This window comes from Pseudomonas sp. LPB4.O, from assembly GCF_038383825.1.
Taxonomy (GTDB): domain Bacteria; phylum Pseudomonadota; class Gammaproteobacteria; order Pseudomonadales; family Pseudomonadaceae; genus Aquipseudomonas; species Aquipseudomonas putida.
Genome location: NZ_CP151298.1, coordinates 967,958 through 982,806, shown reverse-complemented (window position 1 = coordinate 982,806; position 14,849 = coordinate 967,958). Strand labels below are relative to the sequence as shown.

The 14,849-nt window shown below is 61.6% G+C and carries 15 protein-coding genes and 1 pseudogene; 6 read left to right on the top strand and 10 right to left on the bottom strand.

From position 1 onward, the window contains the following. Positions 1-75: 75 nt before the first annotated feature. Positions 76-1,491 (bottom strand): FAD-binding oxidoreductase, encoded by a 1,416-nt coding sequence (locus MRBLPB4O_RS04370; protein WP_016501409.1) that lies wholly within the window; start codon positions 1,489-1,491, stop codon positions 76-78. Positions 1,492-1,924: 433 nt separating this feature from the next. On the opposite strand from MRBLPB4O_RS04370, the pseudogene MRBLPB4O_RS04365 reads away from it, so the two are divergent. Further along, positions 1,925-2,035, top strand: a pseudogene (locus MRBLPB4O_RS04365) (effector protein); the annotation flags it as partial. 15 nt (positions 2,036-2,050) lie between these two features. Here MRBLPB4O_RS04365 and MRBLPB4O_RS04360 read toward each other — a convergent pair. Then, the gene (locus MRBLPB4O_RS04360) at positions 2,051-2,473 is read right to left on the bottom strand and encodes a VOC family protein (RefSeq protein ID WP_096425602.1); all 423 of its coding nucleotides are present in this window, start codon (positions 2,471-2,473) and stop codon (positions 2,051-2,053) included. Between the two features lie 331 nt (positions 2,474-2,804). Between MRBLPB4O_RS04360 and MRBLPB4O_RS04355 the strand changes: the two genes are divergently transcribed. Together MRBLPB4O_RS04355 and MRBLPB4O_RS04350 are read left to right on the top strand one after the other, a co-directional pair. Continuing rightward, positions 2,805-3,452: a trypsin-like peptidase domain-containing protein gene (locus tag MRBLPB4O_RS04355; protein ID WP_341798855.1), complete on the top strand. Its 648-nt coding sequence runs from the start codon at positions 2,805-2,807 to the stop codon at positions 3,450-3,452. 152 nt (positions 3,453-3,604) lie between these two features. Then, a complete protein-coding gene (locus MRBLPB4O_RS04350) occupies positions 3,605-4,084 on the top strand; it encodes a GNAT family N-acetyltransferase (protein WP_341797614.1) in 480 nt (159 codons plus the stop codon). 10 nt (positions 4,085-4,094) lie between these two features. Here MRBLPB4O_RS04350 and MRBLPB4O_RS04345 read toward each other — a convergent pair whose 3' ends face one another. Then, positions 4,095-4,391 (bottom strand): addiction module antidote protein, encoded by a 297-nt coding sequence (locus MRBLPB4O_RS04345; RefSeq protein WP_341797613.1) that lies wholly within the window; start codon positions 4,389-4,391, stop codon positions 4,095-4,097. Between the two features lie 320 nt (positions 4,392-4,711). On the opposite strand from MRBLPB4O_RS04345, the gene MRBLPB4O_RS04340 reads away from it, so the two are divergent. Further along, the gene (locus tag MRBLPB4O_RS04340) at positions 4,712-5,605 is read left to right on the top strand and encodes a bestrophin family ion channel (RefSeq protein ID WP_063426321.1); all 894 of its coding nucleotides are present in this window, start codon (positions 4,712-4,714) and stop codon (positions 5,603-5,605) included. A gap of 36 nt (positions 5,606-5,641) precedes the next feature. Here the strand turns inward: MRBLPB4O_RS04340 and phnE are convergent, their stop codons facing one another. Genes phnE through MRBLPB4O_RS04320 form a run of 4 tightly spaced genes read right to left on the bottom strand, consistent with a single transcriptional unit; the run spans position 5,642 to position 8,887 of the window. Then, on the bottom strand, positions 5,642-6,409 hold the full coding sequence (gene phnE, locus MRBLPB4O_RS04335) for a phosphonate ABC transporter, permease protein PhnE (RefSeq protein ID WP_341797612.1): 768 nt from the start codon (positions 6,407-6,409) through the stop codon (positions 5,642-5,644). Continuing rightward, on the bottom strand, positions 6,406-7,233 hold the full coding sequence (locus MRBLPB4O_RS04330; RefSeq protein WP_341797611.1) for an ABC transporter permease subunit: 828 nt from the start codon (positions 7,231-7,233) through the stop codon (positions 6,406-6,408). The genes phnE and MRBLPB4O_RS04330 overlap by 4 nt, the downstream gene beginning before the upstream one ends. Beyond that, the gene (locus tag MRBLPB4O_RS04325; protein ID WP_019438899.1) at positions 7,227-8,036 is read right to left on the bottom strand and encodes an ATP-binding cassette domain-containing protein; all 810 of its coding nucleotides are present in this window, start codon (positions 8,034-8,036) and stop codon (positions 7,227-7,229) included. Before MRBLPB4O_RS04325 ends, MRBLPB4O_RS04330 begins: the two co-directional genes overlap by 7 nt. Beyond that, positions 8,033-8,887, bottom strand: a complete 855-nt coding sequence (locus MRBLPB4O_RS04320) for a putative selenate ABC transporter substrate-binding protein (protein ID WP_341797610.1) — start codon at positions 8,885-8,887, stop codon at positions 8,033-8,035. Before MRBLPB4O_RS04320 ends, MRBLPB4O_RS04325 begins: the two co-directional genes overlap by 4 nt. A 126-nt stretch (positions 8,888-9,013) precedes the next feature. Between MRBLPB4O_RS04320 and selD the strand changes: the two genes are divergently transcribed. After that, a complete protein-coding gene (gene selD / locus MRBLPB4O_RS04315; protein ID WP_341797609.1) occupies positions 9,014-10,048 on the top strand; it encodes a selenide, water dikinase SelD in 1,035 nt (344 codons plus the stop codon). Then, entirely contained in the window at positions 10,048-11,160 is a 1,113-nt protein-coding gene (gene mnmH, locus MRBLPB4O_RS04310) for a tRNA 2-selenouridine(34) synthase MnmH (RefSeq protein ID WP_341797608.1), read from the top strand. Before selD ends, mnmH begins: the two co-directional genes overlap by 1 nt. A gap of 123 nt (positions 11,161-11,283) precedes the next feature. On the opposite strand, the gene MRBLPB4O_RS04305 is transcribed toward mnmH, so the two are convergent. The 3 genes from MRBLPB4O_RS04305 to MRBLPB4O_RS04295 form a co-directional block, all read right to left on the bottom strand. Beyond that, complete coding sequence (locus MRBLPB4O_RS04305) at positions 11,284-11,670, bottom strand: lysozyme inhibitor LprI family protein (RefSeq protein ID WP_341797607.1); 387 nt, start codon at positions 11,668-11,670, stop codon at positions 11,284-11,286. A gap of 20 nt (positions 11,671-11,690) precedes the next feature. Beyond that, complete coding sequence (locus MRBLPB4O_RS04300; protein WP_341797606.1) at positions 11,691-12,230, bottom strand: hypothetical protein; 540 nt, start codon at positions 12,228-12,230, stop codon at positions 11,691-11,693. Between the two features lie 67 nt (positions 12,231-12,297). Beyond that, positions 12,298-14,823: a TonB-dependent siderophore receptor gene (locus MRBLPB4O_RS04295; RefSeq protein ID WP_341797605.1), complete on the bottom strand. Its 2,526-nt coding sequence runs from the start codon at positions 14,821-14,823 to the stop codon at positions 12,298-12,300. Positions 14,824-14,849: the final 26 nt, after the last annotated feature.

Below are 14,849 nucleotides of genomic sequence, written 5' to 3'. Positions count from 1 at the left end.
CTCTCCTGATGGTTACACAAGAATGTACACGCACCGGTGATGCGTGTACGGGTCATTCCATTGCGGTATGTGTGCTTAGAATCGATACAAACTGAAGGGTTTAGGGTCCAGCACCGGCGCCTTTCCAAGCAGCAGGTCTGCCGTCAGCTCGGACGACACCGGGCTTTCCGTCATACCCCAACCGGTGGCGGTGTTGATGACCAGGCCAGGGTACTCATTGACCTGCGAAATGATCGGGTTCTCATCCGGGGCGATGGCCATGGCACCGCTCCACTGATCGATCAACTTCGCATCCTGGAAGGCAGGGAACTCGACCTTGAGCTTTTCCAGAGATGCATCCAGCTCTGGAATATCCGGGGCCGCCGTCATCAGCCTGTTTTTCTCGAAGGGCGATACCTCGTCCAGCCTCCACTGGGTGGGCTGAGTGAACGAATCAATCAGTTGCTTGTTGAGTGAGATGTGCACCGGGAAGTCGGGGATGGCCAGCAATGGCAGGTATTTATAGCCATACATGAACGATTCTTTGACCACCGGGGCAACGACGACGCGCGGTGAGGTGGCGTATGTACCGTCGGCCTGCTCGCGGAAGTAGATGTTCCCTGGCAATGCAACGTTGCCCCCCGGTGCACGGGGTGCCGCGCTGATGATTTGCTGGGACTGGTAGGCCGGCAAGGTAGGCACATCGACGCCCAGGTTCTGCATGAACAGCCTGGACCAGGCGCCGCCTGCCACGACCACGCGAGAAGTGCTGATGGCGCCCTTCTCGGTCACCACATCGGAGATGACGCCTGCCTGGGTTTCCAGACCCCTTGCGGCGCAGTGGGTGTAGATGCGCACCCCCATTTTCTTGGCGTACTCCGCCATGACAAACGATGCGCGCTCGGCGTCCAGGCTACCGGAGTCTTCCTCGAAGCCTGCAATTTTCCAGCTCGATGATGCACCGCGCAGCCGCTGTTCGAGTTCATTCCCCTGAATGATCCGAGTCTTGAAGGGGTTGTCCGCTGCTACTTCCCGGCTTTTGACATCAATCCACTTTCTGACGCTTTCCAGATCTTCTTCATCGAAAGGAACTTCGACCCGGCCCTGTGTGCGATAGCTGGTATCTGCACCCACTTTGGCGTTCATCTCGCGCCACCGTTGTTTGGCAAGATGGTGCAACTGGAACGTCGCATCAGGCATCTTGTAGGTCATGACCTGACCATAGAACCTGCATGACTGCTCGCCGGCAATATCACCTTTTTCAACGACGACTACCGAGAGGCCACGCTCGACAAGATTGATCGCGGTCATGAGCCCCAGAATACCAGCGCCAACAACTACCACGTCCGCCTGCTTGGGAAGTGCACCTTCCGTGCCTTCTACAAAACCAAACCGCGGTTTGCCGGGGATCAACCGGCCTTCGCGGGTCAGCAAGGGGGTCAGAATGCCTGCGCCACCTGCAATGGCCACGACGCCGCCGCCGATCAAAAACTTACGCCTCGTCATTCCCATGACACTTTCCTTTCCTGGTAAACGGTGTGGGGTCATCAGTTCAGGCGGCGAGCCACCTACTTGGCCGCCAGCCGCCGCGGTCAACTTTCGGCCACCGCGTCAGGCTGATGGTTAAAATTGAGGGGCGGCTATTTTGTTGATGACCCACTTCGGGAAAAAGCGCTGTGGGCAAATACTTAGTTCAGCCATTTTGAAACTATCGCGCAGGGGACATAAATAGTTGATATGGCGACATTCAGCACTCGAAAGAGGGAAGTTAGTTCGAGAAAAGATGCTGGCTTAGTTTCGAAAGTGCACGGAGGCAATAAGCGCTGAGAATTCAGTAACTGTGGGGTGTATAGCGCTATGTGGCGACTCTTCATTGCCACATATTCAGTGTGGACAAAGGCATCAGCATCTCACGGTGGTAGATCTGTCCAATGCACAGGGTGGCATCGAGCGGATCGGCACGGATTTGCAGAGCCTGTTCAGGTTCAGTGAGCACCAGACCCAGATGGATACCCTTTTCGAGACCATCGAGCGCAACCTGGGGTCAATTTTCCGTGGATCCGCCCTTGGCTCAGGCGCTCTTCACGCCGAGATCTTCAGCAAACCGAAGCAGGTAGCCGTCCGGGTCTTGCACCAGGAAATTGCGCTGGCCGACCAGCATGCCGCCCTGGCGGTACCAACACTCTTCAATCGGCTTTCTGATGCTATGCCCCGCAACCCCCAGCGACGCGACCAAGGACAGTGCATCAGCGCATTCGATCGACAGGTTGATGCCTCGACCATACGGCGGCTCCAGCGGGCCGACCCGCCAGGGTGACTCACTCTGCCAGTCCTGCTCCAGCATCAGCTGGCTGCCACCAAAGGACAGGAAGGCAAAATGCTCTTCTGGCCGGTCGTATTCAATCTTGAAGCCGAGTACGCCGCAGTAGAATGCCAGGCTGCGAGGTAGATCAGAAACGATCAGCTCGGGCACCAAGGGATTTAGCTTAAACAATGTTCTGATTCCTTTCAGGGTAAGTCGACTGGCAACTATGAACAGGTCGCCCTGAAAAAGGTAGCTTGTCAGTGTGATAGCCCAATGCAGCTCACACCCATCAGATCGCCCGAAAAAAACCCCTCCACTTTGACGCCGCCCCAATGGCTCTGGGACCTGTAGCCATACCTGCATTCTATTGGCCGCCGTCATGACTAACACTTAAGCTGTCATTCGTCGGGTATATGCCGAAAGTATTGCCAGCGTAATGGCACTTAGCCATAGTTGCGCTCCCATTTCTCCACACCCTGTGTGACACATGAAAACAATCGCGCCCTGCATGGCGGCAATGATGCTGCTCAGTGGGTGCAATGGAGTGCCAACGTCGTACGTTTCAGATCCCGTCTACAGCCAGGCTTTCGTGGTCACTTCTGGTGCCCCTCTGCCGATGTTGCTGATGGCCAGCGCCATCCAGTGGAACGAGGATTACGCAGTAACCGCCAAACACACCCCCTTCCTGCGCAACGTGGTCCACGAGGGCCTCGGTGATGTAGTGTTCTTCAAGCACAAGGCCAGCAGCGTGCCGCACTGGCGCCAGTACGTGCCTGGGGAAGCCGTGACGGCGGTGGGTTTCAACAGTTTCATGATGCCAATGCAGGGCAAGGGCCATGCCCTGTCGTCACTGGTACGGCTTGAAGGTACGCCTGGCAGCGTCTTCTACTCAGTGCATGACGGCCCGATCACCAAGGGTATGTCGGGTGGGCCGGTGTTTGCCGATGACGGCAAGGTGGTGGGCATCAACGTGGCCATCATCCCCACCAGCGAGATCGACGCCGGCAAGCGGCCGGACCTGGCCGGCAAGGACCGCATCAGCGTGTTCATGTCGTTCAGCGAAATCGACAAGGAATGGCGGCGTTACCAGTACCTGCTGGCGCACAAGGCCAAGCCCCAGGCACCGGCTTCGGTCAAAGGCTACGTGGCGGTGGCCGCCAAGCCGTGAATCGGGTCGCGGTATTGGATGGAAAGCGGCCTATGATGTGAGGCTGATGGCCTCTTCGCGGGTAAACCCGCTCCCACAGGGCCTGCACAGGATTTGAGCCTTGTGCAGTACCCACGAAGAGGCCGTGCCAACCAACGCGAGAAGGACCTGCCATGCACCTGACTCACCGCCCCATCCGGCCTGAAGACATCCCCGTCATCTGCAGCTTCCCGCAGAACCCGGACGAACTGTTCTACATGTTCCCCAAAGCCACCTACCCCCTCACCCCCAACCAGCTGAGCGACGCCATTGCCCAACGCAGCGGCTCCACGGTAGTGGAAGGTAACGGCGCTGTCCTGGCCTTCGCCAATTTCTACAAAGCCGAACATGGCGGCGTATGTGCCCTGGGCAACGTAGTGGTGGCCCCCAGCGCCCGCGGCCTTGGTGTAGCGCGTTATCTGGTAACGGCAATGATCGACCTCGCCCGTCAGCAGTACAGCGCTCGGGAGGTCTGGGTGTCATGCTTCAATCACAACACCGCCGGCCTGCTGCTTTATCCACAGCTGGGCTTCACACCGTTCGGCATCGAGGAGCGGCAGGCGTGGGACGGCACGCGGGTAGCGTTGGTGCAGATGAAGCAAATACTGACTTAACCGAGCTGGATCAGCGGGTCATTGCATGTGGCTGAACGAGAAGGTCCACCCCCAGAGCACGAATGACCCTCAATACAGTGTCAAAACGAGGCTTCGCGCCAGGGCTCAGCGCCTTGTACAGGCTTTCTCTACCCAGCCCACTCTCCGTAGCAATATTTGTCATGCCTCGTGCACGAGCGATATGTCCAAGTGCTCGAATGATTTCCTCGGTATCGCCATCTGATAGCACCTGGCTAAGGTATTCACTGATTGCCTCATCGCTGCTCAACAAGGCTGCCATATCAAACGGGATCAATTTTTCGCTCATTTCATCTCCTTCAGCAGCTTTCTGGCTTTGAGGATATCGGCGGCCTGGGTGGCAGTAGCCAAGCGGCAAAGCTTTCCGTCTGTTCAACGAGAAACATCAAATGGTCACCCAATCGTATCCTTATGGATACACCTATTCAAGGATTGAAGCGACCCACTCTGTCGTTTTTGAGCTGAATCAGGAATTCAGGCACATCTGACAGGCTGGTCGGATTTTTCCCTTCGTTTCAGCTACAAAATCCCTTGCAACATTCAACCCTCGAACCTTCGACGAGCCTCGGCGTCCCATCCTGCATCCCCCGCGTTTCGAGGCGCCCCCGCGTGAAAGACATCATCACCCGCAAGTACCGCCTGGCCGTGAAGACCATCGGCTACATCGGCTGGTCGCTGTTCTGGCTGCTGATCTGGGATGTGCTGGTCACCATCGACTTCATGCTGTTCTTCAACAGCAAGTTCACCCTGCCGCTGATCCCATTGACCTTGCTGGGCTCGGCGCTGGTGGTGCTGGTGAGTTTTCGCAACAGTAGCGCCTACAACCGCTGGTGGGAGGCACGCACGTTGTGGGGGGCGCTGGTGAACGGGTCGCGCAGCTTCGCCCGGCAGACGCTGACCCTGATCGACGACCCGGATGATGGCCTGAACCCGGTCAAGGCCACCCTGCTGCGCAGGCATATCGCCTATGTGAACTGCCTGGCGGCGCACCTGAAGGGTGAACGCTGCCCGGACGAGCTGATGGCCTTCATCCCGCCTGCGGAGTTCGAGCGGCGCAACCGTTCGAATAACTTCGCCAATGACATTCTCGGCGGTTCAGCGGCCTTGCTGGCGCGGGAATACCAGGCCGGGCGGCTGGACAGCATCCGCCTCGCACGGCTGGAGTCGACGCTGGTGGACCTGTCCAATGCCCAGGGTGGCATGGAGCGGATCGCCAACACGCCGCTGCCCTACCCTTATGTGTATTTTCCGCGGCTGTTCATTACTTTGTTCTGTTTGATCGTGCCGGTGGGGCTGGTGGAATCGCTGGGTTGGTTCACGCCGCTGGCATCGACGGTGGTAGGGTTCATGCTGCTGGCCATCGAGCGGATCGGCACGGACTTGCAGAGCCCGTTCAGGTTCAGCGAGCATCAGATCCAGATGGATACCATATGCGAGACGATCGAGCGTAACCTGGAGTCGATGCAGCGGGAGGCGCAGTGTGCCGAGGCTGTAGACGCCTGAGAGATGTCGGGGCTGCATTGCAGCCCGGGCTTTCCGTCAGGCCCGCACATAGCGCTGGCGCAACACGTCACTCAACACATCCACCAGCAACACCAGCACCAGCATCCCGATGATCACCGTGCTGGCCTGGGCCTCCTGGAACAGGCTCAAGGTGGTGTACAGCATCTGCCCCAACCCGCCCGCCCCGACGAATCCAAGCACGCTGGCCATGCGGATGTTGTTCTCCCAGCGGTACAAGCTGTAGGCCAGCAACTGCGGCCACAGGTTGGGCAGGGTACCAAAGCAGAACGCCGCCACTTGGCTGCCCCCCTGCAAACGGATCGCCGCCGCCGGCTCGGGCGGGGCATTCTCAAGCGCCTCGGCAAACAACCGCCCCAGCACGCCAGCGGTGTGCAACGCCAAAGCCAGGGTACCGGCATTCGGCCCCAGCCCAGCCGCCAGCACAGTCAGCGCAGCCCACACCAGTTCAGGAATGGCACGCAAGGCATTGAGCAGCAAACGCGCGGCCCCTTGCAACGGCCAACCGAAGCGGCCCGCCGCAGGCAGTGCCAGCAACATCCCCACTACCATTGCCAACAAGGTGCCCATGCCAGACATGGCCAGGGTTTCCAGCGCCCCGCGCCACACCGCCTTAAGATGCCCCGCAGACAGATCCGGCTGCAGGAAGCGCCCGGCGTACTCGCCCATCTGCCCCAGCCCGCCGTTGCCTACCAGTGCGCGCAGGTCCAGCTCCAGGTAAGCAAACGAGGCCACCACCGCCACCGCGATGGCGCCAAGCAGCAACAGGTTGATTGCGCGGTTCATGCCAGCCTCCAGCGCAGCAGGCGGCTGAGCAGGTCGGCCAGCATCACCAGCAGCAAGAACGTAAGCAGCATGCTCGCCACTTGCGCACCATCGAACATGCGCATCGACAGGTCGATCTGCTGGCCCAGCCCGCCGGCACCGACAAAGCCCATCACCACCGAAGCCCGCACCGCGCACTCCCAGCGGTACACGGTGTACGACACCACTTCGGAGGCAGCATTGGGCAGGATGCCGTAGAAAAACGCCGCCAGCCGGCCACTGCCCGCCTGCAACAAGGCATGCGCCGGGCGCTGGTCGACCGACTCGAATATTTCGGCGTAAACCTTGCCGAGCATGCCACTGTAGGTGATGGCGATAGCCAGTACGCCCGCCGTCGGCCCCAGCCCCACGGCGCGCACGAACAGCAACGCCCAGACGATCTCCGGCACGCTACGCAGGAAAATCAGCAGCCCGCGCACCGGCAGACGCAACAGTCGCGACCAGAACCCGGCCCGCCCGCCGCGTGAAGCAGCACGCAAGGACAAGGCACGGCTGGCCAACAAGCCAGCCGGGATCGCCAACAACAACGCAAGCCCCATGCCGGCAGTCGCCACGGCCAGGGTCTGCAAGGTGGCTTCATAGAGCAGTGCAAGAAAATCGGCATCATGTGCCGGCGGCCAGAAGGCGCTGGTAAAGCTGGCAATCTGCTGACGGTTGTCCGCCTGCAACAGCACCCCGGGGTTCAGTTCGCTTGTCAGGATAGCCGGCCACAGTACCGCTACCGCCAACAGGGCCAGCAGCAACCGCGGCAGCAGCGCGGGGTCGCGGGCGTCGGCCTTCAGCATCGCGGAATCTGCACGGTCAGGGTCGGCCCCTGGGTTGGCGGCGGAGCCAGTTGTTCGTTGGCGTATAGCGCGTCCAGCAGTTGCTCGGTGACCGCTTCGGCCGGGCAGTCGAACACAACCTGCCCTTCCCGAATGCCAATCACCCGCGGAAAATGCGCCAGCGCCAACTCTACGGCGTGCAGGCTCGCCACCAACGTCACGCCAGTGGCCTGGGCATGGCGATTGAGCAAAGCCAGGCTGTGGTCGGCCAACACCGGATCCATGGCCGACACCGGTTCGTCGGTCAGCAGCACCTGCGGACGCTGGTACAACGCCCGAGCAATGCCCACCCGCTGCAACTGGCCACCGGACAACTGCCCACACTGCACGAATAGCTTGTCGGCCAGGCCCAGTTCAGCCAACACCTGGCGCGCCCCCGGCACATCGCTGGGATACAGCAGGTTGAGCAAGCCGCGCAGCGTACCCCACTGCCCCAGGCGACCCGCCAGCACGGCGGTCACCACCCGCTGACGCGGTGGCAAAGGCGGCGACTGATGCACCAGGCCAACCCGCGCACGCAGTCGCTGGCGTGCCCTTGCCGACAGTGCCCAAGGTTGCTCGCCAAGCAACTCCAGGCGCCCACTGCTGGGCTGGATGGCCGTGGCCATCAGGTGCAGCAAGCTGGACTTGCCCGCCCCCGACGGCCCGATGATGGCGACACGCTCGCCCTGCGCGATACGCAGGCTCACCGCGTCAAGCGCGCGTACCTGGCCATGGCGCAGGCTGGCACCGTGCAGATGAATTGCCGCATTCGAAGCTGTCACTTGAGCAGGCCGGCCTCGCGTGCAGCCTGTTCGGTGCCCTTGTAGTTCTCAGGCTTGGTCTCGATGAAGCGGCTGGCGGCCTGCAGGTCAAGGATCGCCTTGTGCTCCGGGTTGCTCGGGTCGAGGTCCAGGAAGGCTTTCTTGATTTTCTGTTTCAACGCCGGGTCCATGTTGCCGCGCACGGTCCAGTTGTAGTCGAAGTAGGTTGGGGTGGTGGCGAACACCTTCACCTTGGTGGTGTCGACCTTGCCTGCATCCACCAGCTTTTGCCACACGCTGGCGTTCAGCACGCCACCCTCGACCTTGCCAGCCTGCACCCAGGCCACGGTGGCATCATGGGCGCCAGAATAGGCCACGCGGCTGAAGTACTCTTCAGGCTTGATATTGTCCTGCTTGAGCATGAAGTAACGCGGCATCAAGCTGCCCGAAGTAGACGAAATGGAACCGAAGGCAAACGACTTGCCCTTCAGATCACTCAGGCTCTTCACGTCGGGGTTGGCGGTGATGAACTTGGACGTGAATTGTGCGTCCTGCTCACGCTGTACCAGTGGCGTGGCGGTCGGGTCCTTCAGGTGCACCTGAACGAACGTGAAGCCCCCCAGCCAGGCCAGGTCGAGACGGTCTGCGGCCAGCGACTCCACCACCGCCGGGTAGTCCGCCACGGGTACGAACTTCACCTCCATGCCCAGTTGCTTGGCCAGGTACTCACCCAGTGGCTTGAATTTGCGCTGCAGCTCGGTCGGCGCTTCGTCGGGGATGGCGCTGACCCGCAGGGTTTCAGCGGCCTGTACGACAACGGCACAGCAAGACAGCACGAGGCCGGCGGCGAGCGCCAGGGGGCGTTTGAGCATGGGTGTTCTCCGGTTCAATAGCGGGGAAGTGCCGACAAATCCGCCGACATCGGGAATTATAAGAGGCAAGGGCCCAAAGGCCAGCTTTGCTACAATCGCGCAACAATTTGACCTGCTGAGGTACACATGAGCGAGCCGATTCGCCTGACCCAGTACAGCCATGGTGCCGGCTGTGGCTGCAAGATTTCCCCCAAGGTGCTGGACGTGATCCTCGCCGAAAGCGGCACCCAGGCCCTGGACCCTAAACTGTGGGTCGGCAACGCGTCACGCGACGATGCAGCAGTGTACGCGCTGGACGAAGAGCGCGGTGTGGTCTCGACCACCGACTTCTTCATGCCGATCGTCGATGACCCGTACGACTTCGGCCGCATCGCCGCCACCAACGCCATCAGCGACATCTACGCCATGGGCGGCGACCCTCTGATGGCCATCGCCATTCTTGGCTGGCCAGTCAACGTGCTGCCACCGGAAGTGGCCCGTGAAGTGATCCGTGGCGGCCGCGCCGTGTGCGCCGAAGCCGGTATCCCGCTGGCGGGTGGCCACTCCATCGACGCCCCCGAGCCAATCTTCGGCCTGGCCGTCACCGGTGTGGTCAGCAAGCGCCACCTCAAGCGCAACGACACCGCCACTGCAGGCTGCCAGCTGTACCTGACCAAGCCACTGGGCATCGGCATCCTCACCACCGCCGAGAAAAAGGCCAAGCTGCGCCCGCAGGACCAGGGCCTCGCCCGCGACTGGATGTGCACCCTTAACACACCTGGCAGCCGCTTCGGCAAACTCGACGGGGTCAAGGCCATGACCGATGTCACCGGCTTCGGCCTGCTCGGCCACCTGGTCGAGCTGGCCGAAGGCAGCGGCCTCACCGCGCACCTGGACTACGCCGCGGTACCGCGCCTGCCCAGTGTCGACCACTACCTGGCCGAGGGCTGCATCCCCGGTGGGACCCTGCGCAACTACGACAGCTACGGGCACAAGATCGGCACCCTCACTGACGACCAGAAGCACCTGCTGTGCGACCCGCAGACCAGCGGGGGCCTGCTGGTGGCCGTTACCCCGGAGGGTGAAACCGACTTCCTCGCCGTGGCTGCCGAACTGGGCCTGCAACTGTCGCCTATCGGCAAGCTGGTCGAGCGACAGAGCCACGCGGTCGAGGTGATCTGATGCGCCCCGACTGCACCGACTTCCGTCAGCTGTTCCTCGACGACGTGCCGATGATGGACATGCGCGCGCCGCTCGAATTCGCCAAAGGCGCCTTCCCTGGCGTGGTCAACCTGCCGCTGATGAACGACCAGGAGCGGCAGAAGGTCGGCACCTGCTTCAAACAGCAAGGCCAGGCGGCCGCCATCGTCCTGGGTCACCAGCTGGTCAGCGGCGCCACCAAGCAGGCGCGGATGGATGCCTGGGTAGCGTTTGCCCAGACCCACCCGCAAGGTTACCTGTACTGCTTCCGGGGCGGCCTGCGTTCACAGATCGTGCAGGGTTGGCTGCGCGATGAAGCAGGCATCCAGTACCCGCGTGTCAAAGGTGGCTACAAGGCCATGCGCACCTTCCTGCTGGAAACCACCCAGCAGGCGGTGGCGCAATGCGATTTTGTGCTGGTGGGCGGTTTGACCGGTACCGGCAAGACCGATGTGCTGCACCAGCTGGACAACGTGCTCGACCTGGAAGGCCACGCCAACCATCGCGGTTCCAGCTTCGGCAAACGCGCCACCGCGCAGCCGGCGCAAATCGACTTCGAAAACCAGCTGGCCATCGATGTGCTGAAAAAGCGCGCCCGCGGCTGCGAGCAGTTCGTGCTGGAAGATGAAGGCCGCATCGTCGGCAGCTGCACGGTGCCACTGGAGTTGTATCAGGGTATGCAGCAGTACCCGCTGGTGTGGCTGGAAGACAGCTTCGCCAACCGCGTGGAGCGCATCTTGCGCGACTACGTGGTCAACTTGAGTGCCGAGTTTATCTCCGTGCATGGCGAAGAGGATGGCCGCCGGTTGTTTGCCGAGCGCATGCTGCAAAGCATGGCCAACATCTGCAAGCGCTTGGGTGGGGAGCGCTATCAGCGGCTTTCGCAGATCCTGCGCCTCGCCCTTGAAGCGCAACAGCGCAGCGGCGCGGTGGACCTGCACCGGGGCTGGATCGAAGGCTTGCTCAACGAGTATTACGACCCGATGTATGCCTACCAGCGTGCAGCCAAGGCAGAGCGTATCGAGTTTGCCGGGGATGCCGTGGAAGTGCGCGAATACCTCAAGGCCCGGGCGCTGCGCGAGCCTCGCCAGTAAAAGCGGGGCCGCTTCGCGCCCCATCGCCGGCAAGCCAGCTCCCACAGGTTGAGTGCCATCTTCTGCCTGTGAGCTGTACCTGTGGGAGCTGGCTTGCCGGCGATGGGGCCGGGACAGGCAACCTCACTGCCCGGGGCTGAGCACCCGTTCCAGCTCCGCCGCCCGGTCGCGGGTCATGTCCATCATGCATGACCCTCCCTCCAGCTGCGCCATCGTCCCCCCACTGGCCTGCACATGAAACTGGCAATTGCCATCGCGGTAGGCAAGCCATTTACGCTGCACATCCCGCAAGCTTTTCTGCCGCCCGGCATCCAGCTTGCCCATCAACTGCTTGTACACCCGGTTCAGACGCTGGTCCTGCACGTGTGTCTCGGCCTGGATGCACTCGCTCATGGCCACGGTGCTGGAGGCCTTGTCCATGCACTTTCCGTAGGCCGGCGTGTAATCGTCCGCCACGGCCAGCGGCAAAACGCAGGCCAGTGCCAGGCCTGTCAGGCAATGCTTGATCATGCAAACCCTCCTTGCGGGTATCAAAACGACTGCGGTTGTTCCGGCGGCATCAGTACCTTGCCTGGGTGGAAGCGCAGCGATGGCATCTGCGTGGCTGAATAAAGCGCCACGCCCAGCGCCGCAATCAACGCCACATCCAGCCAGTTCCAGCCCGGCATGTCGTCGGCGCTACGTGCCTTCCAGCAATGCCAGGCCTGCCCCAGGCAGAACACCCCGATGGCCGCCAGCCACAGATAGAAACCAGCACCAAAACCGGTCAGGTCGTGAAACTCATAACTCTGGTTGTCGGGCAGGCGGGTGATGCCGAAGCTGCTGGCTGCCAGGTACACCGCCGCCAACCCGGCCAGCAATGCCAAGCGGCGGAACCGCCGATGGGCAAGGATGGCCAGGGCCAGCAGCGGGTTGGCAAACCATTGGTACAAACCGAAGGGCATGCCCCATGGCCCGTACAGCAACATCTGCAAGGCCGGCATATGACGCTCGCCGCTCATCAGCGCGCCATCGAAGAACAGGGCGAGCAAATACAGCAGCAGGCTGATACTCAGGTAGAAAGCGGGCAAAGGGGATTCCTGAGAGAAACGGGACAGCCTACGACCTTAACCCAGGCCCTGCCCCGCTTCCAAACCCTCAATAGGTGCCGCGCAGGGTCACCATGAAGTTGCGTGGTTCACCATAGTAGTTGCCATAGGTCGAAGTACCCACGGTTTCGTAGTACTTCTTGTCGAACAGGTTGTTGCCGTTGAGCGTGACGTTCCAGTGATCATCGACACGGTATTCGACCAACGCGTTCCAGATCGCATAGCCGCTCTGGTCGAAGTCGAACGGTACGTTTCGCTCAACCAGCGCGCCGCTGCTGTCGTAGCGATTCACTGTACCGCTCATGTACGTGGCGCTTTGCACCTGCACGCCGCCGCCAACCTTGAAGTCGCTGAGGATACCCGGCAGCCGGTAGGTGCTGTACAGCTTGAACAGGTGCTTTGGCATCACCGTGCTCAGCGGTGCATCGGCGCTGCGGTTACGGTTCAGGTTGAAGGTGTAGCCCCCCACCAGCATCCAGTCCGGCAGCAGCTCGCCAGACAGCTCCATGTCGATGCCCTTGCTCACCACCTTACCGTTGGACACATAGCAGCAGCTGCCCGAGAAGCCGGCATTGGTGGCCAGGAAGTTCGGGTCTTGCACCGCTTCGTTTTCGCGGGTGCTGTAGTACAGCGCCACGCTGGCGTTGAGTGCGCCATTGAACAACTCACCCTTGAGGCCGGTTTCGTAGGTTTTGCCGGTCATGGGCTCAAGCGGCGCACCGCTTTGCGCAGGGCCGCTGATTCGGCTGGACTGCGGTTTGTAGATTTCCGAATAGCTGACGTATGTCGACCATTGATCGTCAAGGTCGTAGACCAGGCCACCGAACGGGGTGACCTTCGTGCCTATACGCTGCTCCGGGCTGGAGATACTTGCTGGCGAGGTCAGGTTGTTGGTGTAGGTCTGCCAAAAGTGGAAACGCTGTGCTCGCGCCCCGACAATCAGGTGCAGGGGTTCGGCCAGCTGCAAACGCAGGCTGCCGTACAGGCCGTACTGGCGTTGCGAGTTGGGGCTGTAGTCGCGCTTGTAGTCACGCCCGTTGCCGGGGTCGTCGAACGCCGAGCTGTCGGGGTCGAACACGTTGGCCGGCGCGCCCGAGGCGGCATAAGGCGCAGTGCCCAGCCACCGGCTGTCAATCTTTTGGTAGTCGGCACCGAAGACTACTTCATGGTCAAGACCAAAGGCCTGGAAGTGGCCAGAGACGTTACCGTCATACAGGTGCTGCTCGTTCTCCTGGCGGGTCGAGGTGCCGTACCAGGTCGCCCCGCTATTGGTCACCGGGTCTACTGCATTCAGGGTGGTCGCCGTCTTGAACAACCCAAGGTCCCACGTGTTGGTGTAGCTGAGGTTGAGCTTCCAGTCGTCGTTGAATCGGTGGTCCACCTTGGCGAAGTACTCGCGCGCGGTGGCGTCGAGGTAGGCCCAATTCTTGGTCAGGCCGGTATGCCGTGGCAGGTTCAGGTCCGCACCATTGCTGTAGCGCGGCACCGCGCTATTGCTGCCGGTTTCGTGGGATTTGTTGTAGCGAGCACCGAAGGTGAGCATGGTGTCGTCCGTAACGTCCGCCTCCAGCACGCCATACACCAACGGCCGCTCGGTGGCACGGTTGTCGGTGAAATACTGGCGATCGGTGTTGGACATCACCAGGCGTCCGCGCAGGCGGCCATCCCAGCCTAGCGGGCCGGAGAGGTCGAACTCCTGGCGGTAGTTGTCCCAGGTGCCGGCCGACAGGGTCATCTTGAGCTGGTTGTAAGCAGTCGGCCGCTTGCGAACCATGTTGATGATGCCGCCCGGGTCGCCCGAGCCGCCATACAGCGCCGCGGTACCGCGCAGCACCTCGATATGGTCGAACTCGGCCAGCTCGAAGATGTTCGACGAATAGAACGAGCCCATCGCGGTCCCCAATGCCTGTGGCGCAGCGCCGTCGATCTGCAGGTTCTGGATGCTGAAGCCGCGTGAAAGGAAGTCTTGGGTGCGGAAGGTGGTGCTCTGGGTGACGATGCCCGGCGTTACTTTCATCGCCTGGTTGATGTCGGTCAGTTGCTGATCTTCGATCAGCTGTCGGGTCACCGTCGATACCGATTGCGGCGTCTGGCGCAAGCTGGTCGGGGTCTTGGAGCCGACGCTGATCAGGCCTGGGGCATACGAGCCGGTGTTCTCGGTACTCTCGCCCATGCCTTGGCCGGCCACGGTAGTAACGCCCAGTTCCATCGCGTCACCCGCCACGGCCACCTGCGGCTCGGCCACCAGCCGGTAGCCGTTGTCGCTGCGCTTCACCCGGTAACCACTGCCAGCCAGCAACACGGCAAAACCGCTGTCCACCGAATACAGACCGTGCAGGCCACTACTTTGCAGCCCGGTCAGCGCTTCGGGGGTGAAGGCCAGCGACACGGCGGCTTGCTGGGCATAGCTGCCAAGCGCCTCGGCCAGGTTGCCGGCGGGCACGTCGAAGCTACGGCGGGCGGCCTCCTCGGCCACGGCCGGCAGGGCTGCAATGGATAGGGCCAGCCCGGCGCAGGACAGGCGCAAGGCCAGGGCTAGCGGGCTGAAGACGGGGTGGCCAGGGAATCGGCGCATGGTGGATCGGCTCCTTGTTCTTGATC